Origin of the sequence: Citrobacter sp. TBCS-15 (assembly GCF_005280815.1) — a bacterium.
Classification (GTDB): domain Bacteria; phylum Pseudomonadota; class Gammaproteobacteria; order Enterobacterales; family Enterobacteriaceae; genus Citrobacter; species Citrobacter werkmanii.
Map to the genome: position 1 here is coordinate 393,210 of NZ_SZWK01000101.1, position 25,400 is coordinate 418,609.

Annotated in this window: 21 protein-coding genes and 1 tRNA gene; 19 read left to right on the plus strand and 3 right to left on the minus strand. The window is 51.6% G+C overall.

Going from position 1 to position 25,400, the window contains the following annotated elements:
- Window positions 1–16 precede the first annotated feature (16 nt).
- The 4 genes from dsbC to lysS all read left to right on the plus strand — a co-directional run bounded on the left by dsbC (window position 17) and on the right by lysS (window position 5,186).
- On the plus strand, window positions 17–730 hold the full coding sequence (gene dsbC, locus FDW96_RS05020; RefSeq protein ID WP_137365292.1) for a bifunctional protein-disulfide isomerase/oxidoreductase DsbC: 714 nt from the start codon (window positions 17–19) through the stop codon (window positions 728–730).
- 5 nt (window positions 731–735) lie between these two features.
- Window positions 736–2,469 carry a single-stranded-DNA-specific exonuclease RecJ gene (gene recJ, locus FDW96_RS05025; RefSeq protein ID WP_137365293.1) on the plus strand — a complete coding sequence of 578 codons (1,734 nt, stop codon included), beginning with the start codon at window positions 736–738 and terminating at the stop codon, window positions 2,467–2,469.
- Window positions 2,470–2,560: 91 nt separating this feature from the next.
- A protein-coding gene (prfB, locus tag FDW96_RS05030; protein WP_100194817.1) for a peptide chain release factor 2 occupies window positions 2,561–3,659 on the plus strand; the annotation gives its coding sequence in 2 pieces (ribosomal slippage) (window positions 2,561–2,635 and window positions 2,637–3,659; 1,098 coding nt in all).
- A gap of 9 nt (window positions 3,660–3,668) precedes the next feature.
- Window positions 3,669–5,186 (plus strand): lysine--tRNA ligase, encoded by a 1,518-nt coding sequence (lysS, locus tag FDW96_RS05035; protein ID WP_006686909.1) that lies wholly within the window; start codon window positions 3,669–3,671, stop codon window positions 5,184–5,186.
- A gap of 85 nt (window positions 5,187–5,271) precedes the next feature.
- Here the strand turns inward: lysS and idi are convergent, their stop codons facing one another.
- Window positions 5,272–5,820 carry an isopentenyl-diphosphate Delta-isomerase gene (idi, locus tag FDW96_RS05040; protein WP_137365294.1) on the minus strand — a complete coding sequence of 183 codons (549 nt, stop codon included), beginning with the start codon at window positions 5,818–5,820 and terminating at the stop codon, window positions 5,272–5,274.
- Between the two features lie 166 nt (window positions 5,821–5,986).
- On the opposite strand from idi, the gene actS reads away from it, so the two are divergent.
- Together actS and FDW96_RS05050 are read left to right on the plus strand one after the other, a co-directional pair.
- Window positions 5,987–6,745, plus strand: a complete 759-nt coding sequence (actS, locus tag FDW96_RS05045; protein WP_061382552.1) for an amidase activator ActS — start codon at window positions 5,987–5,989, stop codon at window positions 6,743–6,745.
- 79 nt (window positions 6,746–6,824) lie between these two features.
- A tRNA-Gly gene (locus tag FDW96_RS05050) sits at window positions 6,825–6,898 on the plus strand.
- Between the two features lie 147 nt (window positions 6,899–7,045).
- Here FDW96_RS05050 and FDW96_RS05055 read toward each other — a convergent pair.
- Window positions 7,046–7,975, minus strand: coding sequence for a LysR family transcriptional regulator (locus FDW96_RS05055; RefSeq protein ID WP_061382413.1), 930 nt, complete (start codon window positions 7,973–7,975; stop codon window positions 7,046–7,048).
- A gap of 154 nt (window positions 7,976–8,129) precedes the next feature.
- Here FDW96_RS05055 and FDW96_RS05060 point away from each other — a divergent pair, with 154 nt between their 5' ends.
- The 12 genes from FDW96_RS05060 to FDW96_RS05115 all read left to right on the plus strand — a co-directional run bounded on the left by FDW96_RS05060 (window position 8,130) and on the right by FDW96_RS05115 (window position 21,412).
- On the plus strand, window positions 8,130–9,218 hold the full coding sequence (locus FDW96_RS05060; protein WP_137349434.1) for a 4-oxalomesaconate tautomerase: 1,089 nt from the start codon (window positions 8,130–8,132) through the stop codon (window positions 9,216–9,218).
- 72 nt (window positions 9,219–9,290) lie between these two features.
- Complete coding sequence (locus tag FDW96_RS05065; protein WP_079226025.1) at window positions 9,291–10,535, plus strand: MFS transporter; 1,245 nt, start codon at window positions 9,291–9,293, stop codon at window positions 10,533–10,535.
- Window positions 10,536–10,605: 70 nt separating this feature from the next.
- A complete protein-coding gene (locus tag FDW96_RS05070) occupies window positions 10,606–11,469 on the plus strand; it encodes a fumarylacetoacetate hydrolase family protein (RefSeq protein ID WP_137365295.1) in 864 nt (287 codons plus the stop codon).
- Window positions 11,470–11,487: 18 nt separating this feature from the next.
- Window positions 11,488–12,555: a [citrate (pro-3S)-lyase] ligase gene (gene citC, locus FDW96_RS05075; RefSeq protein WP_137365296.1), complete on the plus strand. Its 1,068-nt coding sequence runs from the start codon at window positions 11,488–11,490 to the stop codon at window positions 12,553–12,555.
- Between the two features lie 24 nt (window positions 12,556–12,579).
- A complete protein-coding gene (gene citD / locus FDW96_RS05080; RefSeq protein ID WP_042310853.1) occupies window positions 12,580–12,870 on the plus strand; it encodes a citrate lyase acyl carrier protein in 291 nt (96 codons plus the stop codon).
- Window positions 12,870–13,745, plus strand: coding sequence for a citrate (pro-3S)-lyase subunit beta (gene citE / locus FDW96_RS05085; RefSeq protein ID WP_038633430.1), 876 nt, complete (start codon window positions 12,870–12,872; stop codon window positions 13,743–13,745). The genes citD and citE overlap by 1 nt, the downstream gene beginning before the upstream one ends.
- Window positions 13,746–13,773: 28 nt before the next feature.
- Window positions 13,774–15,294 carry a citrate lyase subunit alpha gene (citF, locus tag FDW96_RS05090; protein WP_079226029.1) on the plus strand — a complete coding sequence of 507 codons (1,521 nt, stop codon included), beginning with the start codon at window positions 13,774–13,776 and terminating at the stop codon, window positions 15,292–15,294.
- A 5-nt stretch (window positions 15,295–15,299) separates the two neighbouring features.
- A complete protein-coding gene (gene citX, locus FDW96_RS05095) occupies window positions 15,300–15,839 on the plus strand; it encodes a citrate lyase holo-[acyl-carrier protein] synthase (protein WP_079226030.1) in 540 nt (179 codons plus the stop codon).
- On the plus strand, window positions 15,814–16,689 hold the full coding sequence (gene citG, locus FDW96_RS05100; RefSeq protein WP_137365297.1) for a triphosphoribosyl-dephospho-CoA synthase CitG: 876 nt from the start codon (window positions 15,814–15,816) through the stop codon (window positions 16,687–16,689). Before citX ends, citG begins: the two co-directional genes overlap by 26 nt.
- A gap of 27 nt (window positions 16,690–16,716) precedes the next feature.
- Window positions 16,717–17,265, plus strand: a complete 549-nt coding sequence (locus FDW96_RS05105; RefSeq protein WP_137365298.1) for an alpha/beta hydrolase — start codon at window positions 16,717–16,719, stop codon at window positions 17,263–17,265.
- Between the two features lie 17 nt (window positions 17,266–17,282).
- Entirely contained in the window at window positions 17,283–19,877 is a 2,595-nt protein-coding gene (gene acnB, locus FDW96_RS05110; protein WP_137365299.1) for a bifunctional aconitate hydratase 2/2-methylisocitrate dehydratase, read from the plus strand.
- Window positions 19,878–19,972: 95 nt separating this feature from the next.
- Window positions 19,973–21,412, plus strand: a complete 1,440-nt coding sequence (locus FDW96_RS05115; RefSeq protein WP_042310843.1) for an anion permease — start codon at window positions 19,973–19,975, stop codon at window positions 21,410–21,412.
- A 183-nt stretch (window positions 21,413–21,595) separates the two neighbouring features.
- On the opposite strand, the gene FDW96_RS05120 is transcribed toward FDW96_RS05115, so the two are convergent.
- Complete coding sequence (locus FDW96_RS05120) at window positions 21,596–22,132, minus strand: GNAT family N-acetyltransferase (protein WP_137365300.1); 537 nt, start codon at window positions 22,130–22,132, stop codon at window positions 21,596–21,598.
- A gap of 804 nt (window positions 22,133–22,936) precedes the next feature.
- On the opposite strand from FDW96_RS05120, the gene pgaA reads away from it, so the two are divergent.
- The gene (gene pgaA, locus FDW96_RS05125; protein ID WP_137365301.1) at window positions 22,937–25,399 is read left to right on the plus strand and encodes a poly-beta-1,6 N-acetyl-D-glucosamine export porin PgaA; all 2,463 of its coding nucleotides are present in this window, start codon (window positions 22,937–22,939) and stop codon (window positions 25,397–25,399) included.
- Window position 25,400 lies beyond the last annotated feature (1 nt).

The window sequence follows — 25,400 nt, forward strand, 5'->3', positions numbered from 1 at the left end:
CAGGATAGGATAGGTTATGAAAAAACGTTTTATGATGTTCACTCTGCTGGCAACGGCGTTTTCCGGCATGGTACATGCAGACGATGCGGCGATTCGCCAGTCATTGGCAAAGCTGGGCGTCCAGAGCACAGAGATTCAGTCTGCTCCGGTGGCGGGCATGAAAACCGTACTGACCAATAGCGGCGTGCTGTACGTAACTGAAGACGGTAAACATATTATTCAGGGACCGATGTATGACGTGAGCGGCGCAAGCCCGGTGAATGTCACTAACCAGCTGCTGATGAAGCATTTGAACGCACTGGAAAAAGAGATGATCGTCTACAAAGCGCCGCAGGAAAAACACGTCATTACCGTTTTCACCGATATCACCTGTGGCTACTGCCACAAGCTGCATGAAGAGATGAAAGACTATAATGCGTTGGGGATCACCGTTCGTTATCTGGCCTTCCCACGTCAGGGTCTGGAAAGCCAGGCTGAGCAGGACATGAAGTCGATCTGGTGTGCGAAAGATAAAAACAAAGCCTTTGATGATGCGATGGCAGGCAAGGACGTGAAACCAGCGACCTGTGATGTGGATATCGCTAACCACTATGCGCTTGGCGTGCAGTTTGGCGTTACCGGCACGCCGGCGATTGTGCTGAGCAATGGCTATGTTGTGCCTGGCTATCAGGGCCCGAAAGAGATGAAAGAATTCCTCGACGCACATGCAAAACAAACCAGCGGTAAATAATTCGCGTGAAACAAAAGATACAACTTCGTCGGCGTGAAGCCGACGAGACAACCGAGCTGCCTGATGACTTGCCGCCATTGTTGCGTCGTTTATACGCCAGCCGCGGCGTGAGAACGGCTAACGATCTGGAGCGAAGCCTGAAAGGGATGCTGCACTGGCAGACGCTGACGGGTGTGGAAAAAGCGGTTGAGATGCTGCATGACGCGTTTGAGAAAAACCTGCGCATTATGGTGGTCGGCGATTTTGATGCAGATGGCGCGACCAGCACCGCATTAAGCGTTCTTTCGCTGCGGGCGATGGGCTGTGATACCGTGGAATACCTGGTTCCCAACCGTTTTGAGGACGGCTACGGCTTAAGTCCTGAAGTGGTCGATCAGGCCCATGCACGCGGCGCACAAATGATCATGACGGTGGATAATGGGATTTCCTCCCACTCCGGGGTCGATCATGCGCATGCGCTGGGTATCCGCGTTCTGGTTACCGATCACCATCTGCCGGGGGAAATACTGCCCAATGCCGACGCCATTGTGAACCCAAACCTTGCGGACTGTCCTTTCCCGTCAAAATCGCTGGCGGGAGTGGGGGTGGCGTTCTACCTGATGCTGGTGCTGTGTAATCATCTGAAGAGTAAGGGCTGGTTTGACGCGCGTGGTATCGCGGTACCGAAGATTGTGGAATATCTCGATCTGGTCGCGCTGGGGACCGTGGCGGACGTTGTTCCGCTGGATGCTAACAACCGTATCCTGACCTGGCAGGGCTTGTCCCGTATTCGTGCGGGCGTCTGCCGTCCGGGTATCAAGGCGCTTCTGGAAATCGCCAACCGCGAACCGGCTAAGCTGGTGGCGAGCGATTTGGGTTTTGCGCTGGGACCACGGCTGAATGCCGCTGGCCGTCTGGATGATATGTCCGTCGGTGTGGCGCTGTTGCTGTGCGACAACATTGGCGAGGCACGCGTGCTGGCCAATGAACTGGACGCGCTCAATCAGACACGCAAAGAAATTGAGCAGGGCATGCAGGCGGAAGCGCTGACCCTGTGTGAAAAGCTGGAGCGCAGCAGCGAGACGCTACCGGGCGGCCTTGCGATGTACCATCCTGAGTGGCATCAGGGGGTAGTCGGCATTCTGGCATCGCGCATTAAAGAGCGTTTTCATCGTCCGGTGATTGCGTTTGCTCCTGCTGGCGACGGTACGCTCAAAGGCTCCGGGCGTTCGATTCAGGGGCTGCACATGCGTGATGCGCTGGAGCGCCTGGACACCCTTCATCCTGGCATGATCCTCAAGTTTGGCGGTCACGCCATGGCGGCGGGCTTGTCGCTGGAAGAGGCGCAGTTTGAGCGTTTCCAGCAGCGCTTCGGCGAACTGGTAACTGAGTGGCTGGATCCCGCCTTGCTGCAGGGCGAAGTGGTGTCAGATGGCCCGCTAAGCGCCGCGGAGATGACCATGGAGGTCGCGCAAATGCTGCGTGATGCCGGGCCGTGGGGGCAAATGTTCCCGGAACCGCTGTTTGATGGACATTTCCGTCTCCTTCAGCAGCGTTTGGTGGGGGAGCGTCATCTGAAGGTGATGGTGGAGCCGGTTGGCGGCGGACCTCTGCTGGACGGAATTGCGTTCAACGTTGATACCAGTTGCTGGCCGGACAACGGCGTGCGCGATGTTCAGTTGGCCTATAAACTGGATATTAATGAGTTTCGCGGCAACCGCAGTTTGCAGCTAATAATCGATAATATCTGGCCACTTTAGCGTCACTAATCGCTATAAAAAAGGGCGTGGATTAGTTACAATCCCGCTCTTATAACCGCATTTTGACTAGTCCAATAAAAGAAATCAGACAATGTTTGAAATTAATCCGGTAAATAACCGCATTCAGGACCTCACGGAGCGCTCTGACGTTCTTAGGGGGTATCTTTGACTATGATGCCAAGAAAGAGCGTCTGGAAGAAGTAAACGCCGAGCTGGAGCAGCCGGACGTATGGAACGAACCCGAACGCGCGCAGGCGCTGGGTAAAGAGCGTTCCTCCCTCGAGGCTATCGTCGATACACTCGACCAAATGAGCCAGGGCCTGGAAGATGTCTCCGGCCTGTTGGAACTGGCTGTAGAAGCCGACGACGAAGAAACCTTTAACGAAGCCGTAGCAGAACTCGATACCCTGGAAGATAAGCTGGCGCAGCTGGAATTCCGTCGTATGTTCTCCGGCGAATATGACAGCGCAGATTGCTATCTCGATATTCAGGCTGGCTCCGGTGGTACGGAAGCGCAAGACTGGGCAAGCATGCTGATGCGTATGTATCTGCGTTGGGCTGAAGCACGCGGCTTTAAGACTGAAATTATTGAAGAATCTGAAGGTGAAGTGGCGGGTATTAAATCCGTGACCATCAGAATTGCTGGCGAATATGCGTACGGTTGGCTGCGGACTGAAACCGGCGTACACCGTCTGGTACGTAAGAGCCCGTTCGACTCCGGCGGTCGCCGCCATACGTCGTTCAGCTCGGCGTTTGTCTATCCGGAAGTTGACGATGATATCGATATCGACATCAACCCGGCGGATCTGCGCATTGACGTTTATCGCGCCTCTGGTGCGGGCGGTCAGCACGTTAACCGTACAGAATCGGCGGTACGTATCACCCACATCCCGACCGGGATTGTGACGCAGTGTCAGAACGACCGTTCCCAGCACAAGAACAAAGACCAGGCCATGAAGCAGATGAAAGCGAAGCTTTATGAACTGGAAATGCAGAAGAAGAATGCCGAGAAACAGGCGATGGAAGACAATAAGTCAGATATCGGCTGGGGTAGCCAGATTCGTTCTTATGTCCTTGATGACTCCCGCATTAAAGATCTGCGTACCGGGGTTGAAACCCGTAACACGCAGGCGGTGCTGGATGGCAGCCTGGATCAATTTATCGAAGCAAGTTTGAAAGCAGGGTTATGAGGAACCAACATGTCTGAACAACACGTACAGGGCGCTGACGCGGTAGCCGACCTTAACAATGAACTGAAAACGCGCCGTGAGAAGCTGGCGAGCCTGCGTGAGCAGGGGATCCCGTTCCCGAACGATTTCCGTCGCGATCACACCTCAGACCAACTGCATGCTGACTTCGACGCGAAAGAAAACGAAGAGCTGGAAGCGCTGAACATTGAGGTATCCGTTGCTGGTCGTATGATGACCCGCCGTATTATGGGTAAAGCCTCATTCGTTACGCTGCAAGATGTTGGCGGCCGTATTCAGCTGTACGTTGCTCGTGACGATCTGCCGGAAGGCGTTTACAACGAGCAGTTCAAAAAATGGGATCTGGGCGATATCCTTGGCGCGAAAGGCAAGTTGTTCAAGACCAAGACCGGTGAGCTGTCCATTCATTGCACCGAGCTGCGTCTGCTGACGAAAGCGCTGCGGCCGCTACCGGATAAATTCCACGGGCTGCAGGACCAGGAAGCGCGTTATCGTCAGCGCTATCTGGATCTCATCTCTAACGATGAATCCCGCAATACCTTTAAAGTGCGTTCACAAATTATGGCTGGCATCCGTCAGTTCATGGTGGGTCGCGGCTTTATGGAAGTGGAAACCCCGATGATGCAGGTGATTCCTGGCGGTGCCGCTGCGCGTCCGTTCATCACCCATCATAACGCGCTGGATCTGGATATGTACCTGCGTATCGCGCCGGAACTGTACCTCAAGCGTCTGGTGGTTGGCGGCTTCGAACGCGTGTTCGAAATTAACCGTAACTTCCGTAACGAAGGCATCTCAGTTCGTCATAACCCAGAGTTCACCATGATGGAACTCTACATGGCGTATGCAGACTACAAAGATCTGATCGAACTGACCGAATCACTGTTCCGTACGCTGGCGCAGAACGTTCTGGGCACCACCGAAGTGCCTTACGGCGAAGAAGTCTTCGACTTCGGTAAGCCGTTCGAAAAACTGACCATGCGCGAAGCGATTCAGAAATATCGTCCGGAAACCAACATGGCCGATCTGGATAACTTCGACTCTGCTAAAGCGATCGCTGAATCTATCGGCATCAAAGTTGAGAAGAGCTGGGGTCTGGGCCGTATCGTGACCGAGATCTTCGAAGAAGTCGCGGAAGCGCATCTGATTCAACCGACCTTCATTACCGAGTACCCGGCAGAAGTTTCTCCGCTGGCGCGCCGTAATGACGTAAACCCGGAAATCACCGATCGCTTCGAATTCTTCATCGGCGGACGTGAAATCGGTAACGGTTTCAGCGAGCTGAACGATGCAGAAGATCAGGCGCAGCGTTTCCAGGATCAGGTTAACGCCAAAGATGCAGGTGATGACGAAGCGATGTTCTACGACGAAGACTACGTTACTGCTCTGGAACACGGTCTGCCGCCGACTGCGGGTCTGGGTATTGGTATCGACCGTATGGTTATGCTGTTCACCAACAGCCACACCATCCGCGACGTGATCCTGTTCCCGGCGATGCGCCCGGTTAAGTAAGATGTGAAATGCCGGATGGCGTCTGATGCCTTATCCGGCCTACGATTCGTTATGTAGGCCAGCTAAGCATAGCGCCATCAGGCAATTAATTCCCGTTGGCAAACTTGCGCAGTAATCCTCGCGCCTTATCGTTTGAAACCTGCATTACCATCCACGGGCTAAACGCCCACGGCGTCGCGTCAATCCCGCTCAACACATCCTCAAGATCGCTCCACTGGTAATCCATCACTTCATCTGCGTTTAGCTGGAGCGAACTCACGATATGTGCGGCGTACACCGGACACACCTCGTTTTCCATAATTCCGCTCGGGTCCGTGGCACAATAACGGAAATCAGCATATACGGAGCTGAGCGAGTCAATGTCTGTACCCAGTTCGAACCGAGCGCGGCGGACAATAGCGGCTTCGGTGGATTCACCCGATTGGGGATGACCGCAGACAGAGTTGGTCCAGACGCCTGGCCAGGCTTTTTTGTGCAGTGAACGGCGCGTCACCAGCAGTTGTCCCTGGTCGTTAAATATCCAGCAGGAAAACGCAGCGTGCAGAGGCGTTGTGGCGGTATGCGCCGCATACTTTTCCAGCGTCCCGCAGGGCTGACCCTGCTCATTTAATAAAATGACATGTTCCTGTCGCATAGCGTCCACCATCAATCTTAAGCACCCACATTATATGCTTAATTAAGACAGTTTGATTAACAGTGGGTGTGAAATACCAGCGCCGAGGGTTCGTTACGCGATATGATTTGGCATCCGGTTTCTGGCTGCTATGATAAAGCGTCTGAAAATGTTGCGAGGTATTGTTTTGAGTGCAGGACGCCTGAAGAAAAATGGCCTGAGTGTCGCGATGCTGCTGTGTGTCGGTCTGCTGTTATCTGGCTGTTCCGGGAGTAAGTCGTCTGACGCAGGAAGTTATTCCGGCTCCGTATATACCGTGAAGCGGGGAGATACGTTATACCGTATTTCACGCGCCACCGGCACCAGCGTGAAAGAGATCGCTCGCCTGAATAACATTTCCCCACCCTATACCATTGAAGTGGGGCAAAAGCTAAAGGTCAGCGGCGGTGCGAAATCCACTTCTTCCTCTGGTAAAACAAGCTCGAAATCCTCTACCAAAACGGCGGCAGTCAGACCGTCTTCTTCCGTGCCGCAATCGTCCTGGCCGCCGGTAGGACAACGCTGCTGGCAGTGGCCCGCCAGCGGTAAGGTGATTCTGCCTTATTCTACGGCGGACGGCGGTAACAAGGGCATTGATATCTCAGCTGCGCGCGGTACGCCGATTTATGCGGCCGGAGCGGGGAAGGTGGTCTATGTCGGCAATCAACTGCGGGGCTATGGCAACCTCATCATGATTAAGCACAGTGAGGACTACATCACTGCCTATGCGCATAATGACACCATGCTGGTGAACAACGGTCAAAACGTGAAAGCCGGGCAGAAGATCGCCACGATGGGCAGCACGGATGCGACGACGGTGCGTCTGCATTTCCAGATCCGTTATCGCGCAACGGCTATCGATCCGCTGCGTTATTTACCGCCGCAGGGCAGTAAGCCAAAATGCTGACGGTGAATTAATCGCCAGTCAGTCGGCTAGTCCCTTGCCAAGAAGAGCGTAAGGTTTATAATCCCTTACGCACTTCAATGCGGGCGTAGTTCAATGGTAGAACGAGAGCTTCCCAAGCTCTATACGAGGGTTCGATTCCCTTCGCCCGCTCCAAAGTCACTTCCCTTGATGTTTCCACTTGGTCTGCCTGATTTCCACCTTCGACAATTCATTTTCTTAACGAAAATCAATGCGTTGACTTCCTCTGCTGATGCTGTGGGAGAGTTCTCATCGGTCATACATTGGTCGCCCAACGGTGAGTCACAACTGAGTAAACTTGTTGATCCAGGGGCTGCTATTTTCGCCCGACCACAGATGTAATATCAGCTGGCGGAATTTTTCCGCCGCAGGACTAAGGGTTGTTTCACTGCGTTTTACAAGGCCAAGCGTACGGCGTATGACGGGTTCTATCAGTGGACGACTAACAAGGACGTGATGTTCATCGGCCGGCATCGCCAGACTGGGAACGACAGACACACCAAGACCCGCTTCCACCATCCCAAGTGACGTTGAAAGATGACGCACTTCATAAAACCAGTTAGGTTTCCAGGCCATTTTCTCGAAAGCCTGATCGATCAGCGATCGGTTTCCGCTGGAGCGTCTTACCCCAATCAGCTTCATTCCTGCCAGATCGTCCCATGTTACCAGCGATTTATTCGCCAGCTCATTGTCGCGTCGGCATGCCAGAACGAAGGGTTCGTTCACCAGCGGCGCAAAATCGATATTTGGATGTGTGACGTTTATCATATTTATACCGAAATCTGCATCGCCATTTAAAACTGCTTCCAGGCAATCGCTGGCGCTGTGCTCCAGTATGCGGATTCGGATGTTTGGGTAGTCATTGTTGTAATCTCGTATCACTGAAGGCAGAAAATAGAACGCGGCAGTAGGGATACAGGAAACCGTAATAACACCAGCCTGATGTGTCGCCATCTCTTTAATACTGAGGATGGAACTTTCATAAAAATCTATTAAATTCTTAGCTTTAGGTAAAAATTCTCTTCCTACTGCCGTGAGCTTAACGCTGCGCGTAGAACGTTCAAACAGCGTGGTTCCCAGGCTATCTTCAAGTTTCTGAATTCTGCGTGTTAAAGCAGGTTGTGAAATGTGAAAAAATTGAGATGCTTTTGTAAAGCAGCCGATTTCTGCAATTTTTACAAACGCTTGTATCCCCTGAAGTTCATGCGGCATAGCTGTATCCCATTCTCGCTTTTATATAACCACCATAACGCACGGGCTATTAATGTGCAAAACGTATTAATCCTACTTTTTTTGGCATTAGAGTTATCAACCGGAGTGTGAAAACCTTATAGCGTTCCAGACAAAAGCGAAGTGAGATAAACACATGTTAAAGATCCCTTGCGTATTAATGCGTGGCGGTACGTCAAAAGGGCCGGTGATTCTGGCCAGCGACCTGCCTGTGGAAACAGAAGCGCGCGACGCAGTTTTACTCAGTTTGATGGGGGCAGGCCATGAACTCGAAATTGACGGTATTGGCGGTGGAAGCCCGCAAACCAGTAAGGTGGCGATAGTCAGCACTTCAGAAAGCCCTGACGCGGATGTGGATTACCTGTTCGCGCAGGTGATGGTGAACGAACGTCGCGTCGATACCACACCTAACTGCGGCAACATGCTCTGTGCGGTTGGTCCCTTTGCCATTGAAAAGGGGCTGGTGAAGGCGCAAAGCCCGGTAACGACGGTGCGGATCCGCAATCTCAATACCGGAACGCTGGTCGATGCAGAAGTGCAAACGCCTGATTATCGGGTGGTGTATGAAGGCGATACCCAAATTGATGGTGTCCCGGGGACCGCCGCACCCATTGGCTTAACTTTCCTGAACTCTGCGGGTTCTAAAACGGGGAAATTGTTGCCGACGGACAGTGCGACAAACGTCTTCGACGGTATTGAAGTCACCTGTATAGATATGGCGATGCCGATGGTATTGATTGACGCTTCAGCGCTGGGGAAAACAGGAGTGGAATCTCCTGCCGAATTAGATGGCGATAAGACATTTAAAGAAAAGCTGGAGAGTCTGCGTCGTCAGGCTGGTGCAGCTATGGGCTTAGGGGATGTAGCAAACAAGGTGATCCCGAAACCGGTTCTTCTCAGCCCGGCGCGTAACGGCGGAACGATTCAGGTACGGTATTTCATGCCGCACACATGCCATAAATCACTGGCGATTACCGGATCGATTGGTATTTCGACCGCAACGCTGATTGAAGGATCCGTCGCGGCAAAAATTGTCGCCGATCGTCCAAAGGGGCTCTTCACAAATATCATCGATATTGAACACCCAAGTGGAAAAATATCTGTGTCCTTGTTGAAGGAAGGTAACAATATCGAAAAAACCCGTGCCGCTGTCATACGTACTTCACGCAAGTTATTTGAGGGTGCCGTATGTGTACCGGAAAAAATGCTCACTGAAGTTGAGTAAATAAAATCTAAATAAAAAACATCTGCCTTAAAAAATTACACTCTGTACCCTAACAATAATACCGAGGTTATTATGGCGTTAACTCATGCTAACAATACCCTGAAAGCTTCAGATTCTGTAAAAGCCGGTGCGCATATTCGCGTGATTCTGGCCCTGGCATTATCCGGGCTTGCAGAGCTTGCTTCTCTGTTTTTTATTCAGCCACTGCTTCCGACACTTGCTGTGGAATATAATGTTCCTGTCAGCCAGGTGAGTATTATCTTATCAGCAGAAACGGCCTTGCTGGCGATTGGATTGCTGTTTACCGGGACGTTATCCGATCATTATGGCAGAAAACGGTTAATTATTGTTTCCCTCCTGTTAGGCGGTATTCTTACGCTGCTCTGCCCGCTGATGGAATCCTGGGCGATGCTGGTGGCGCTACGTGCGGTAATTGGTCTGGCGCTGAGCGGCATCGCTGCGGCAGCCACCGCCTACATCAGTGAAGAAGTCGCCCCGGTGGCGGCAGGTATTGTAACGGGATATTTTGTCTTCGGTAATTCGATGGGCGGCATGTCCGGTCGTATTGTTGCCAGCCAACTTATTGATCACGTTTCAATAAATGCCATCTTTTACGGTTTTGCGACCAGCTTGATTGTGGTTGCCATTCTGGTTAAGTTTTTACTGCCTGAATCTAAAAACTTCACCCCAACGCAAAACCTTAACGTTACGCGTATGGTGAAAGGGGCTGCATCGCATTTCAAAAACAAAAATCTGGCGCTGGCTTTTGTCATCAGCTTCATTATTTTCGGCGCATTTACCTCGCTTTATAACTATCTGGCCTTCTTCCTGAAAGGGGAGCCATTCCATATTTCACCGGCAAATGCAGGTCTGCTCTCCTTTAGCTTCGCCCTGAGTTTCTTTACGGCTCCGCAGGCTGGTCGTTTAAGTGCGAAATATGGCGCGATGAAAGTATTGCGCGTGCTATTCCTGATCATGGCCTTAGGCATGCTGCTGACGCTGACGTCGAATGTCATCGCCTTTATTGCTGGCGCGGTGATTTTTACCGGCTGTTTCTTCGGCTGTCACTCTATTGGTTTGAGCTGGGTAAGTAAAAATGCAACGCATGCAAGAGGCCAGGCCGTTGCACTCTATTTATTCTTCTACTACATGGGCGGTTCGGTGATTGGTTTTATCAACGGTTTTGTTTTCCATTCACTGGGCTGGGTGGGGATGACCGGGTTGATTCTGGTATTGCTTGGCGTTGGCGTTGTCGTGGCTACGTATCTGGCAGCCGGTACAAAATCGGTACTGGTGCCCGCCCAGTCCGCAGAATAAAAAGTTTGGCAATTTGTTTACGCCTCAGGGCGTAAACAAAAATAGGCATGTATATCAATCGGGTGTCATCATGAAATTAGCAAGTTATATTCATCAGGGCCGTAAAAGCTACGGGATTTATACAGAGTTCGGCGTTATAGATTTGGGTAATAAAATCGGCCATCAATATGCGACGTTGAAAGACCTTCTTCAATGGGATGCCGTTGACGTCGCAAGGCAATACAACGATTGCCCTGTGGATATTACGCTTGAAGATATTACCTTTTTGCCCGTTATCGAAGAGCCAGGAAAAATTTTCTGCGTTGGGATGAATTACGCTGAAAAAAGAAAAGAGTTTGCCGAGACGAATAATGCCCCGACGCTGTTTATCCGTTTTCCTGATTCGCAAACAGGTCATGCCCAACCTGTGCTTAAACCTGAGTTGTCGAGAGAATTCGATTATGAGGGCGAGCTGGCCGTCATCATTGGTAAACCGGGCTCCCGAATTGATGTAAATAACGCGCTCGATCATGTCGCGGGATACAGTTGCTATATGGATGGCTCCGTTCGTGACTGGCAGCACGCGTGGTTTACCGCTGGTAAAAACTGGAAGCAAACCGGCGCTTTCGGCCCCTATATGACTACAGCGGATGAGATACCCGATCCTCATGCGTTGACCATCCATACTTGGCTGAATGGCATGCTGGTTCAGAACGACTCCACTGGTAGCATGATCCACAAAGTTGCAGATCTTATCGCCTATATCAGCACATTCACCTCCCTCAGCGCCGGTGACGTCATTATTACGGGTTCGCCTGGCGGCGTCGGTAAAAAACGCAATCCTCCGTTATTTATGCATGATGGCGATCGGGTTGAAGTTGAAATCGAAAATATTGGTCGTCTGATTAATACCATTGTGGAAGCCCAACCGCAGCAAGAAGCGTTGCTTGTTTAGACGGTCAGGAGAGAGACGATGTACACCGCCAGAACGCCAGAATTTGAGATTATAAAAGCCGGTAACGCTCAGGCCAGAGAGGAAGTTGCCCGCTTCCTGGCACGCAACGGTTTAGGCATTGATGACGATATCTCGCAATTTATTGTTGCACTCTACCAGCGTCAGATTATTGCCTGCACCGGTATTGCGGGTAACACCTTAAAATGCATTGCAGTGGATTCCGGGTGGCGCGGCTCGTCGTTAATCCTGACGTTAATTCATGAGGCCGAACTTCTGGCGGCACAAAACGGCGAACATCAGCTCTTTCTTTTTACCTGTCCGGATAATGTGAAGTCGTTTCGCGGATGCGGATTCTATCCGCTTGTCACCGTCGATAATTGTGCGGCATTAATGGAGAATACGCCGGTCGGTATTCATCGTTACTGCAGCCAGTTGCGTAATCATCATTTCGTGCCGGGAAAAAATATAGGCGCGATCGTGATGAACGCGAATCCATTCACGCTAGGCCATCAATATCTTATCGAGCATGCGGCAAGCCAGTGCGATTGGCTCCATGTTTTCGTGGTTCAGGAAGATGTCTCCGCTTTTTCGTTTAAAGAACGTTTTGCGATGGTCAGGGACGGATCGCGGCATCTTAAAAATGTCACTGTTCATCCGGGGTCTGCATATATTATTTCGCGCGGGACATTCCCAGGCTATTTCCTGAAAGATAAGCAGGTGATAGATAAAGCCTACGCGGCAATTGATCTTATGCTGTTCAGAAATTACATCGCACCTGCGCTGAATATCACTCATCGTTTTGTGGGGACGGAACCATTCTGTCAGCTAACCGCAGAATATAACCGGGCGATGCATCACTGGCTGGAAAACGCAACGAGCACAGCGGCCTGTATCCGCGTACACGAAATAGAAAGAAGAACGGACGGTAATGATGTGCCGGTCTCTGCTTCAGCCGTTCGTCGTTTATTAAAAGAAAACCAAATTGCTGCCGCCAGTCGTATGGTGCCTGCCACCACGCGCGCGTTTCTGAATAACGAGGGGCAACATCAGCCTCGTTTATCCGAATCGTTGTCGGCAGCGGTTTAACCGCATTATCACAGGAAAACTGATATGAAAATTGTACAAGCCGCGATGGCGGGAACGCTGGAGTCCAGTGACCTTATGGTAAAGGTCAGCCCCGTCGAGAGCGGGCTGGATGTGGTCATCCACAGCGAAGTGTATAAGCAGTTCGGCGACCGAATTACCGAAGTGGTGAATGAAACCCTGGCTGCGTTCAACATCGATCAAGGGCAGATCATTATTGATGATAAAGGCGCGCTGGATTGCGTGATCCGTGCCCGTTTACAGGCTGCTCTGCTCAGAGGTTCGGCTCGGGAAGATATTGCATGGGAAAAGTTATAATGAAAAAGTTACGCCGCAGTATGTTATTTATTCCCGGTTCAAGTGCCGCCATGCTTTCTACGGCATATATTTATAAACCGGACTCCATTATGTTTGATCTGGAAGATGCCGTAGCGCTAAAAGAAAAAGACAGCGCTCGCCTTCTGGTATTTCATGCCCTGCAAAACCCGATGTACAAAGATATTGAAACCGTTGTCAGAATTAATCCGCTGAATACACCTTTTGGATTAAAAGATCTGGAAGCCGCCGTCAGGGCGGGCGTTGATGTTATTCGTTTACCGAAAACCGACTCTCCGGAAGATATCCATCAGCTTGAACGCGAAATTGTTCGCATTGAAGAAAATTGCGGACGTCCTGTTGGCTCAACGAAATTAATGGCAGCGATCGAATCTGCCGTTGGCGTTATTAATGCCGTTGCCATTGCGAAATCGTCCGACCGTTTAATGGGGATTGCGCTGGCCGCCTTTGACTATGTGATGGATATGCAAACTGAGCGAGGCGACGGGACAGAACTGTTCTACGCCCGCTGTGCCGTATTACATGCCGCACGCGGGGCGGGTATTGACGCTTTCGATGTGGTGTACGCCGATGTGAATGATGAGGCCGGTTTCCTGAAGGAAGTGGATCTGATTCGACGGATGGGCTTCAACGGAAAATCGCTGATTAATCCGCGACAAATTGAAATTCTGCATAACGCTTACGCGCCAACCCAGGAAGAAGTGGATTACGCACAACGCGTGATTGCAGCTGCAGAGGAAGGGGAGCGCAACGGACTCGGGGTGATTTCGCTGAACGGCAAAATGATTGATGCGCCGATTATCAACCATGCCCGCGTGGTTATCGAACGCAAAAATGCTTCCGGCATTCGTCAGTAATTCCCCATTGCAAGCGACAGGATGAATAATGAAAAACCTAACAGAAACTCTGCATCACATTCCAGACTCCCGTCGTGAGTACGTCGCATTCAGCGGCGCGAACGCAACGACGCCTTATCTTGCTGATAATCAGCAAAAATACCAGCGCAAACTTTTTGCCAGCGTGGACGATGTTCTGGCCCGCTGCGATCTGCATGACGGTATGACAGTTTCCTTTCACCACGCCTTCCGCGAAGGGGATAAGGTCATCAATTACGTGATGGATAAGCTGGCTCAGCGCGGCCTGAAAGGGATCACGCTCGCGTCCAGCTCGTTAATGTCGTGCAATACTCCGCTTATTGAACACATTCGCAATGGCGTGATCGGCAAAATCTACACCTCCGGTATGCGGGGTGATCTGGCGGATGCAATTTCGCACGGCCTGATGGACGAGCCAGTACAAATCCATTCGCACGGCGGGCGGGTGAATTTGATTCAGAAGGGCGAAATTGCCATTGACGTCGCGTTTCTGGCGGTTTCCTGCTGCGATGAATATGGCAATGCCAGCGGCAACGGCGGCAAATCGCAGTGCGGCTCCCTCGGTTACGCCATGGTCGACGCAAAATATGCCAAAAAAGTGGTGTTGCTCACCGAAACCCTGAAGCCTTTCCCCAACTTGCCAGCCAGTATCGTTCAGGATCAGGTTGACTATATTGTGCAGATTGAGAGCGTCGGCGACCCGGCAAAAATCAGCGTAGGCGCCGCCAGGGTCACCAGTAATCCACGTGAGCTGATGATTGCCCGCTCTGCTGCCGACGTGATCGAACACTCAGGTTATTTCCGCAACGGTTTTTCCATTCAGACCGGTTCAGGTGCGGCGTCAACGGCGTGTACGCGTTTTATGGAAACCCGAATGCGCAAGCACAACATTGTTGCCCGGTTCGCACTGGGCGGAATCACCGGCAGCATTGTCGATCTGCATCAGAAAGGGTTAATTGAAAAGATCCTTGATACGCAAAGTTTTGACGGTGCGGCGGCAGCCTCCATGGCGGTCAATCCCGACCATGTGGAAATCTCCACTAACGTCTATGCGAACCCGGCCGCAAAAGCCGCCTGCTGTGACAGAGTGGATGTGGTCATCCTCAGCGCACTGGAAGTAGACACCCAGTTTAACGTCAATGTCCTGACCGGCTCCGACGGCGTAATGCGCGGCGCGTCGGGCGGACACTGCGATGTCGCGGCAGCGGCAAATCTCACTATTGTCGTTGCCCCGCTGATCCGCAGCCGCATTCCTACCGTCGTCAGGCAGGTCACTACGCTGGTAACGCCGGGTGAAAGTATTGACGTTCTGGTTACCGATCACGGTATTGCCGTTAATCCGGCGCGCCCGGAAATCCGTGAACGTCTGATCAACGCCGGACTGCCCATCGTCGACATTGAAGCCTTGTATCAACAGGCACTGCTGATTTCGGGCAAGCCTAAGCCGGTTGAATTTACTGACCGAATTGTCGGTGTGGTGCGCTACCGCGACGGCAGTGTGATTGATGTGGTTCGCCAGGTGAAGGAGTAATTCCCATGACGGATAAAGCCTCGAACGTGAATGTCTCTCTGGAACAGGTTCTGGCTTCCCGGGAGCAACGAGCCCGTCGGCAGCAGGCGTGGCTGTTTCAGTCGGATCATACCGTGGTTTCCGTCACGCTGGTCTGGCCGGGCGAGGTGAAGGATACCGCGCTGGCCAGACGCGTGATGGCTGTCGCGAATCAGGCTCTCGGAGACCTGTTCCACACGCATCAGTGGAAGGTCTGTCGGCATCAGGTGTTACACCCGGTCACCGGGCCGGAAGCTCTCTGGTCGGTAGCGGCTCCCGCGTGGATGATAAAACACGTCACTGCACATCTGGAAGATAACCATCCTTTGGGACGTCTGTGGGATATCGACGTGTTTTGTCCGAAAAAGGGGCAGCTGAAAAGAAATGCCATCCAGCAGCCGATGCGTAGATGCTTTATCTGTCATGAACCTGCTCATGTTTGTTCCCGTTCGCGACGTCATTCGCAGGCCGAGCTAACGCGCGTGATCGAGGAGTTAACCGATGACTACTTTGCTTGCCAGATTTAACGAACCAGACGTGCAGCGCTCCTTTGCTGAGCTGGCTGTCGAGGCCCTGTACCGGGAAATTAATTTAACCCCGAAACCGGGTCTGGTGGATCGCGTAAACAGCGGGGCGCATAGCGATATGAATTTCGCACTGTTCATAACCAGTATCGCGGCGATTGCCCCCTGGCTGTCACTATTTTTCAACACAGGCAGAGAGAGTGCTTATCTTACTGGCCCACAAACGCTGCGGGCGCTAAGGCCGACTGGCCTGGCCTGTGAGCAGGCGATGTTTACCGCCACCGGCGGGGTGAACACCCATAAAGGGGGGATCTTCTCGTTAGGGTTGCTGTGTGCTGCGGCGGGGCGTCTTACCCAAAGGCATGAAGCGCTCACGCAACGTAGCCTGTGTCATGAGACCAGCCTTATATGTACCGGCATTGTCGAGCAGGAATTGAAAAATAGCGGTATCGCAAAAACGAAGGGAGAGCAGCAGTTTCAGGCATACGGGTTCACTGGGGCAAGAGGGGAAGCCGCCAGTGGTTTTATCACTGTACGCCAGTCAGGTCTTCCGTATCTGCAGACCGCGTTACGTCAGGGAGAATCCGAAGAGGTGGCGTTACTGAGAATGTTACTGGGCCTGATGGCGGCAAATCCGGATACCAATCTGGTTTCTCGGGGAGGGACCGCAGGGCTGAATTACGCCAGACGCTACGCCAGACGATTATTAAAAATACAGCGTCTCACGGCGGATAAATTAGTGAGGGCGTTATTCAGAATGGATGCGGAATTTATCAAACGGAATTTAAGCCCTGGCGGTAGCGCAGATCTTATCGCCGTTGGATGGTTATTGTCGCAATTTCCCGCCGAATAAGCGCGAATAGCGTAACAGGAAAACGTCATGATTGAACAACGCCTGCAGCAACTCAGTAACGTTTATACCCTTATTCTGGTGCCGGGTCTGAGAGACAGCGATGAATATCACTGGCAAAGCTGCTGGGGGCGACGTTTTCCTTTCTGGAGGCGGATTCAGCAAAAAAACTGGCTAGAGCCTGATATTGAAAACTGGGTTTCCGCCATCACCCGCGAGCTGGCGCTTTCCCCGCTGCCTGCCATTCTCGTCGGTCATAGTTTTGGCGCGCTGGCGTCGTGCAGATTACTGCAAACGCGACGGGTAAACGTCGCCGGTGTCGTTATGGTCGCACCGGCGGAACCCGCGTTTTTCGGCCTTGAAGAGGCTATTCAGCCAGCGGCTTTACCCGTTCCCTGCCTGATGTTTGCCAGCAGAAATGATCCCCTGATGCCTTTTTCGCGCGCGCAGTTCTGGGCGGCTTGCTGGGAGGGGCATTTAATCGATATCGGGGAGGCGGGACATATTAATGCCGAGTCTGGCTTTGGCGACTGGCCGTACGGACTCGAACGCTTAACAGAATTTTGTGAACAACTTTAGTTTTAACAGGAGAACCTATGTTAGATGATTATAATCAGCACCTGCATGCGCGTGCTGAATCGGGTATTCCGGCGAAACCCTTAACAGCGCAACAAACTGATGTACTGATTCAGCGTTTAATCAATGATGCACCCGCACATCATCCGGAATTAATTCATTTATTGACCCATAGTGTACCACCGGGTGTCGATCCTGCGGCAAAGTTAAAAGCCGAGTTTTTATTTAAGGTGGCGATGCAGGAATACCGTGTTGACGGGCTTACTCCCGAAGCAGCAACGGCGCTGCTGGGCTCCATGCAGGGCGGCTATAACGTCCAGCCACTGATCGATCTTCTTGAGCATCCTGATCTGGCACCGCTGGCCGCGCAGCAGCTTTCTTCTACGATCCTGATCTTCGAAAAATTCAGCCTGGTTGAGGCCAAAGCACTGAGCGGTAACGTCCAGGCACAAGAGGTACTGCAGTCCTGGGCTGATGCCGAATGGTTTACCCGCCGTCCGGCCATGGCTGAAAAAATCACCCTGAAGGTGTTTAAGGTTTCCGGTGAGACCAATACCGACGATTTGTCTCCTGCGCCGGAGGCGTGGTCACGCCCGGATATTCCGCTGCACGCGCTCTCCATGCTCAGTAACGTTAGGGAAGGGGTTGCACCTGATGAACCCGGCGTGCGTGGTCCTGTCCGTCAGTTGGCAGCACTAAAAGAGGGCGGTTGGCCGCTGGTGTACGTGGGTGACGTCGTGGGGACCGGATCATCACGTAAATCCGCTACCAACTCCATCCTGTGGCACATCGGGAACGATATTCCGTACGTGCCGAATAAACGTAACGGCGGGTTTGTGTTTGGCGGCAAGATTGCCCCTATTTTCTTTAACACCCTGGAAGATTCCGGTGCCCTGCCGATAGAGATGGATGTCTCTGCGCTGACGACCGGGATGCTGATCGATCTTTACCCCTACAAGGGCGAAATTCGTGAAACAGAAAGCCAGCGGCTGGTGACAACCTTTACCCTGAAAACCGAGGTGCTGCTGGACGAAGTGCGCGCCGGTGGGCGCATCCCACTCATTATCGGACGCAGCCTGACGGCGAAAGCGCGTGAATCGCTGAAGCTGGCGCCTTCCGAGGTATTCCGCAAGCCCGCGTTAGTTGCGCCTTCCGCGAAAGGTTTTACGCTTGCACAAAAAATGGTGGGTAAAGCCTGCGGCGTCGCGGGGATCCGACCTGGACAGTATTGCGAGCCGAAGATCGCGACCGTGGGTTCTCAGGACACTACCGGTGGGATGACGCGTGACGAGCTAACCGACCTGGCGTGTCTCACGTTTTCAGCCGATCTGGTGATGCAGTCGTTCTGCCACACCTCTGCATATCCTAAGCCTGTAGATGTTCTACTCCATGAAACCCTGCCGCAGTTTATCACCAGCCGTAACGGGGTTGCGCTGAAACCGGGCGACGGCATTATCCACTCATGGCTTAACCGCATGCTGCTGCCGGACACGGTTGGTACAGGCGCTGACTCCCATACTCGCTTCCCGCTGGGGATCTCCTTCCCTGGTGGTTCCGGGCTGGTGGCGTTCGCTGCCGCGACGGGCATTATGCCGCTGGATATGCCTGAATCTGTACTGGTGCGCTTTAAGGGCGAGATGCAGAAAGGGATCACCCTGCGCGATCTGGTGCATGCCATTCCGCTGTATGCCAAAAAGCAGGGGCTGTTAACGGTCGAGAAAAAGAATAAGCGCAATATTATCTCGGGCCGGATCCTCGAAATTGAAGGGCTGGAAATGTTGAGTGCAGAGCAGGCGTTTGAACTGGCTGATGCTTCTGCCGAGCGCTCCGCTGCGGCCTGCGTTATGCGTCTGGCGGAAGACAATGTCGCGCAATATTTGCGCTCCAATGCGGCCCTGCTGCGCTGGATGGTTAAGCAGGGTTATGAGAACGCCGCCACGCTTGAACGCCGTATTGCTGAGATGGAGGCATGGCTGGCTAGCCCGTCGCTGCTTTCTGCCGATCCTGACGCGGAATATGCTGCTGTCATTGATATTGATCTTAATGAAATCACCGAACCGGTAGTCTGTGCCCCGAACGATCCGGACGATGCCCGGTTACTTAATGAGGTTGCCAGCACGCCCATTGAAGAGGTCTTCATTGGTTCCTGCATGACAAACATTGGTCATTTCCGCGCTGCGGGTAAAATCATGGCCGGTGGCCGCGAAAACCAGGCGCGCTTGTGGCTGGCGCCGCCGACTAAAATGGATGCCCAACAGCTCTCCCGTGAAGGCTATTTTAGTCAGTTTATTAAATCAGGGGCGAGAATCGAGCCAGCGGGCTGTTCCCTGTGCATGGGGAACCAGGCGAGGGTGCGCGAAGGGAGTAACGTGGTATCGACCTCTACGCGAAATTTCCCGAATCGTCTGGGAACGAATGCTAAAGTATTTCTTGCCTCCGCAGAATTAAGCACCGTCGCGGCCATGTTGGGTAAAATGCCCACCGTTGAAGAATATTTTAGCTATACCGATAAGCTTCATGACGTACATGAGGATATCTATCGCTATCTCAGTTTTGATATTTTAAGTGAATATCAAATCACGGAAAACGATAATATCAAAATTGTGAATCTGTAATATTTATTATTTGTTTGATAAATGTATTTAGTGTGCGGAGGCTCCTCCCCGGAGCGGCCTCTGTTATTCAGGGACCCTTTTCTCATGGGTGAGATATGCTTAAATCGAATATTTTAAAAACAATACTGCTTGCCGTGATAATATTATTATCAATATTTATCCCTCCGCCTGATGGATTAACCAAAGAGGCGTGGATACTGGCAGGAATATATTTATCCGCTATCGTTGGGCTGGTTATTAAACCCTATCCTGAACCCGTCATTATGCTGGTTGCGGTTGCGTTAACCTGTTTTACCGTGACAAAATTCCCGGATTCACCCGTCAAATCACTGGATGTGCTGAGCGGGTACGCGTCAGGCACCACCTGGCTGGTGTTTAGCGCCTTTACACTGAGTGCTGCATTTGTCACTACCGGCCTCGGGAAACGGCTTGCCTACTGGTTTATCCTTAAATTTGGCAGTACGACGCTGAGACTGGGGTATGTTACCGCCTTGCTGGATTTGGTGTTGGCACCTGCGACGCCCTCAAATACCGCGCGGGCAGGTGGGGTGGTTTTCCCTATTATTAACAGTATCGCGACAGTATTGGGCTCAACGCCAAAAGAGTCACCCAGCAAAGCTGGCCGTTATTTAATGGTCAACGTCTATATGGTCACGAAAACGACCAGCTATATGTTTTTAACGGGCTTTGCCGGTAACGCGTTAGCGCTACAGCTCATTTCAGATATTTTCCATATTCGTATTAGCTGGATCGGCTGGATGCTGGCGGCAGCACCGTTGGGGTTATTGATGCTATGTATCATTCCCTATATCTGCTACCGGGTTGCTTCCCCGGAAATTAAAAAAATTGATAATGTCGCTATTGCGACCAACGGACTTCAAAGTCTTGGGGCAATGAGCCTCAAAGAGAAAGGGCTGGTGGTCATTTTTGTCGCTGCATTATTGGGTTGGATCTTCTCACGTAAACTCGGACTCAATGAATCTGCGGTCGCCATTATCGCAATGGGTGCGGCACTGCTGTTTAATATTATTGGCTGGAGTGATGTCCAGAAAAATAAAGGCGGCTGGAATACCCTGATGTGGTACGGGGGCATCATTGGTCTGAGCGCCACCCTGAGCAAGGAGGGATTTTTCCGCTGGCTGGCCGATTTCATGTCAGCGCATCTGGATTTTCTCAGTGCCGGGAATATGACTATTGTGATTATTGTGTTTCTCAGCGTGCTGGTGCGCTATTTCTTTGCTTCCGGCGGGGCATACGTCGCAGCAATGGTGCCGGTCTTTGCCACCGTAGGTCTGGTTACCGGAACGGCACCTGTTTTGCTGGCGCTTGCCATCCTATTTTCCAACTCCTACGGCGGTTGCATCACTCACTATGGTGGCGCGGCGGGGCCGATTATCTTTGCCGCAGGGTATAATGACATTAAGTCGTGGTGGACAATCGGTACTATCGTGGCATTGAGCACGTTTGTGATTCACATGCTCGTCGGTATTCCCTGGTGGGGGTTCTTGATCCAGCACGGTATGCTGCAGTCTTAATCGCCCGGTGGCGGCTACGCCTGATCTTGCCTGAAATGGCTAAAACCGTAGGTCGGGTCAAGCGTAGCCGCCACCCGACCACATTACTATTGCGACGGGTTCGTAAACAATAAATTATGTGGCATGCTCAAAGTCCTTCGCCTACTCCAGATTTCCTTTTCCTGAAATCATCCCTTAGAAAGGTTAAATAGCGGCATCTATATCCGCTGGTAGTGTACTGTTCCCTTCCCCCAGAGTTCGTTGCAGCAAAACCGTATCCAGCCAGCGACCATGCTTGAAGCCAACGTCTTTCAGCGTGCCTATTTCTGTAAATCCGACCTGCTGATGGACTTTGAGCGACCCCTGATTATTGCTGTCGCCGACCATGGCAATTAACTGTCGATAGCCGTGCGTTTCGGCCCAGTCAATTACATGGCGCAGTAGCGCTTTTCCCGCTCCCTGACGCTGCGCCGTCGGGTCAATGTAAATTGAATCTTCTAGGGTATAGCGGTAGGCATAACGTTCGCGGTAGCGAGTGAGATAACAATATCCTATGACCCTGTCTTCCTGCAGAGCGACAATCCACGGCAACCCCAGACTATGAATTTTTTCCAGCCGAGCCAGCATTTCGTGGGTATCCGGTGGGTCAGTTTCAAAGCTGCCTGTACCGTGAATAACGTGGTGTGCATAGATATCGCGTATCGCGGGGATGTATTTTTCTTCTGCATTAACGATTTTCATCGACCAACTCCTGGTGGCATCTTTTTTCAGATTACCTGAAAGTCTGAAAGGAAGGTAAGCGCAAAAAGTTATGCTTCAATCAGGAGCTCACAATGAAATTAAGCTTGTTAATAGTAAGGGTAAAAATAATTGTGGTTAATGCTGTCAATAGCAAGTCAGGGTGATAAATAGAGAAGCTGATAAATTTTCAGACCAATATGGCCGGATGAAAAAATACTATCATTCAATTGTGAATTAATAAACCACTTTGATTTCATGGTATTATCACTGTGCCTAATGTTTATCGTGGCTGTACCTTTAATTTGACTTCATCAATACTGCCTGTAAATTAAAATTACGTTGTCGAGTTTGTCTCATTATTTTTATAGTGATAAGAGTGGTTGCTATCAGAACTTTCTCTATTCATACCAAATAGTTACTGTGCAAACAGTTACGGAGTGTAGCTATGTTACCCAACAATAGTTTGCATCGTCACATGGCTTCGTCACGGAAAATTAATCTAAATCCAGAATGCAATCCCAAGAGTATTAGGATAATTTAGTTTAAAATACTTTTTTTGCCTAAGCATTATCTTATTACATAGCCATGAACTACGTTGAGTGATAAAATTCTCGAGTTTATGCCTCCTTTCCAAGGATTAGAGGGCGAGGCAAAGGTAGTCAATAAGACGAAAGAATTAATTGCTTCATAACCCTATTACGAAATAAGCGGCAGTGCGTCTTACATGGTCGGCAACCGTCAGGGATTGACTGTAACTTATTGAAAACGCTTATTTTTACTCTGATGTAAGATATAAGGGCAGATATGTTAAGTATGCGTCGACATGCCAACTTCATTAAACGTTTTAAGTCTGTAAGCTGTTTATTTACGGTAAGCATTCTTTTCCCGATGCCAATCTCTGCGGCGGTATCAGATTATGATGCTTTAGTTATTGAAGCACGGGGAGGTAATAGTGCACCGCTATTACGTTTCCTTGAGGATCAGGGAAAGAAAAGCGCACTAACGCCCAATCAGGTTGCCGACTGGCTGCAAGTTTCCAGTTGGGTCGATAACAACGATAAAACCACAATTGAAATCTGGCAGCAGTATCGTGGACAGATGAATATACCTGCCCGGGGAAAAGTCGCTGCTGCACGAGCGTATCGCAATCAGAAGAACTGGAATGATTCTTTAGCCGTCTGGGAAAGTGTTTTACAGGAAGAGCCTGATAACGTTGATGTTCGTACCGGCTGGATAATGACGTTGGCGGATGCTCGCTACAATCAGCAAGCCCTTACTGAAGCGAATAAATGGGCGCAGGCACATCCCGGGGCTGATTCTGATGCGCTACTTGCCTATGTCTACCATTCGCAGGGAAAAAACTGGGATGCATTGTTAGTCGCCAGCCAGGCGGATGACGTCGATCCGGGCAACAAAAATGCAAAATCCACATTGCTGTCTGCGCTGTCAGCAAACCGCGTTTCCGGGCCCGCCTTAAATATGGCAGAGGTGGTACCAACGGCAGACCCGGTGAAGCGTCGCCTTGAGCTTGATGCCGCAGCAGAAATGGTACGTTCCTCCTATACGTCCGCACGTAATGAAGAAGAACGGTTTATCGTGGCCGATAAAGCGCTGGCCCGTTATGACCAGTTGCTGGCTGCCTGGAAGGATGAACCGTCCGCGCAGAATGATGTCCGTCGGGCCAGAATTGACCGCATGGGCGCCTTGTTGGTGCGTAAGCGTACTGCCGAAGTTGTTCAGGAATATGATTCGCTGTCCGCAAGTGGTGAAGTGCCAAACTATGCTAAACGCTGGGTGGCATCAGCATGGTTGAGCGAACGCCAGCCGGAAAAAACCGAAGCGATGCTAACGAGCATCTATTATCCGAACGGACCGATTCCGGTTACGCCGCTCGGTCCTGAGGATCAACAGGATCTGTTCTACGCGCATATCGATAATGAAAACTTTGATGCGGCGAAAAAGCAGGTCGATGCGTTAATCAAAGACAGCCCGTACCTGCGACGCATCTATGGTTCGCCAACGCCGCAGCCTAACGATAACTGGCTGCTCGGACAGTCGCTGCTGACGCAATATCATATCGCAGCTAATGAACTGCCGGAGGCAGAAAAACTCGCTGAGCATCTGGCACGCACAGGCTCAGGTAACCAAGGGCTGCGCATATCCTATGCTTCTGTTCTTGAAGCCCGTGGACTGCCGCATGCGGCGGAGAAAGAGCTAAAGCTGGCGGAAGTGATTGAACCCAGTAACCTGGAACTGGAGCGTCAGCAGGCTTATGTGGCGCTGGATCTCCAGGAGTGGAAGCAGGCCGATGAACTGACGGATGACGTTATTGCTCGCAGCCCGGATGATGAAGCGACGCTGCGCCTCGCGCGTATTCGTGATGTGCATAAAATGTCGGAAGTACGTATTATCGGCACGCAGGGGATCTCGTCCGATAGTCCGGTCAGCGGTAAGAATGATTTCAACATCAACACGGCGATTTACAGCCCGCCAATTGACGACAACTGGCGACTGTTTACCGGATTCAACTTCGCTACCGGTGAATTTGAGGAAGGGAAGGGCATCAGCCGCGATCTGGCGGCGGGTGCAGAATGGACTTCCCGTGATTACTGGGCCGAAATGGAAGTGTCTGGCCGAAATTATGGTGATGGTCAGAAGATTGGTGGGCGTCTATCTGGCTGGCATGACTTCAATGACAACTGGCGCGTTGGCGGTTCGGCCGAGCGTCTTTCGCGCAACACGCCACTGCGCGCGCTGCGTAGCGGCGTGTATGCCAACGGCGGCGATATGTTTGTCCGCTGGTATCAAAACGAACGACGTGAATATCAACTGTCGTTTGCCGCATCACATTTCTCGGACGGTAACGATCGCATCGAATACGGGCTGAGCGGAAAAGAGCGCATGTGGACTACACCGCGCTTCACGCTGGACTTTACGCCGGGCATTGGCGGGAGCACCAACACCAAAGAAAATGTGCCGTATTACAACCCGAAGAGTGATTTTTCGGTTGTCCCTGGCCTGAGCGCGGAGCAGGTTCTTTACCGCCACTATGACACCGTGTGGACCCAGCAAGGCATAGCCGGAGTCGGCGGTTATTGGCAGCAAGGTGAAGACGCAGGCGCTATCGTCCAGGTGGGATACGGACAACGGCTGAAATGGAACAACGTCGTAGATGGCGGGGTGATGCTGGTTTGGGATAAACGCCCCTACGACGGTAAACGTGAGCGGAATATCTCCCTCGCTTTCGATTTAAATGTCAGGTTTTAAG

Bases quoted from the DNA above. Each gene is read 5' to 3' on its own strand.
- dsbC (WP_137365292.1), top strand. From the start codon at position 17: ATGAAAAAACGTTTTATGATGTTCACTCTGCTGGCAACGGCGTTTTCC.
- lysS (WP_006686909.1), top strand. From the start codon at position 3,669: ATGTCTGAACAACACGTACAGGGCGCTGACGCGGTAGCCGACCTTAAC.
- idi (WP_137365294.1), bottom strand. From the start codon at position 5,820: ATGCGACAGGAACATGTCATTTTATTAAATGAGCAGGGTCAGCCCTGC.
- FDW96_RS05055 (WP_061382413.1), bottom strand. From the start codon at position 7,975: ATGCCGCATGAACTTCAGGGGATACAAGCGTTTGTAAAAATTGCAGAA.
- FDW96_RS05060 (WP_137349434.1), top strand. From the start codon at position 8,130: ATGTTAAAGATCCCTTGCGTATTAATGCGTGGCGGTACGTCAAAAGGG.
- FDW96_RS05065 (WP_079226025.1), top strand. From the start codon at position 9,291: ATGGCGTTAACTCATGCTAACAATACCCTGAAAGCTTCAGATTCTGTA.
- FDW96_RS05070 (WP_137365295.1), top strand. From the start codon at position 10,606: ATGAAATTAGCAAGTTATATTCATCAGGGCCGTAAAAGCTACGGGATT.
- citC (WP_137365296.1), top strand. From the start codon at position 11,488: ATGTACACCGCCAGAACGCCAGAATTTGAGATTATAAAAGCCGGTAAC.
- citD (WP_042310853.1), top strand. From the start codon at position 12,580: ATGAAAATTGTACAAGCCGCGATGGCGGGAACGCTGGAGTCCAGTGAC.
- citE (WP_038633430.1), top strand. From the start codon at position 12,870: ATGAAAAAGTTACGCCGCAGTATGTTATTTATTCCCGGTTCAAGTGCC.
- citF (WP_079226029.1), top strand. From the start codon at position 13,774: ATGAAAAACCTAACAGAAACTCTGCATCACATTCCAGACTCCCGTCGT.
- citX (WP_079226030.1), top strand. From the start codon at position 15,300: ATGACGGATAAAGCCTCGAACGTGAATGTCTCTCTGGAACAGGTTCTG.
- citG (WP_137365297.1), top strand. From the start codon at position 15,814: ATGACTACTTTGCTTGCCAGATTTAACGAACCAGACGTGCAGCGCTCC.
- FDW96_RS05105 (WP_137365298.1), top strand. From the start codon at position 16,717: ATGATTGAACAACGCCTGCAGCAACTCAGTAACGTTTATACCCTTATT.
- acnB (WP_137365299.1), top strand. From the start codon at position 17,283: ATGTTAGATGATTATAATCAGCACCTGCATGCGCGTGCTGAATCGGGT.
- FDW96_RS05115 (WP_042310843.1), top strand. From the start codon at position 19,973: ATGCTTAAATCGAATATTTTAAAAACAATACTGCTTGCCGTGATAATA.
- FDW96_RS05120 (WP_137365300.1), bottom strand. From the start codon at position 22,132: ATGAAAATCGTTAATGCAGAAGAAAAATACATCCCCGCGATACGCGAT.
- pgaA (WP_137365301.1), top strand. From the start codon at position 22,937: ATGTTAAGTATGCGTCGACATGCCAACTTCATTAAACGTTTTAAGTCT.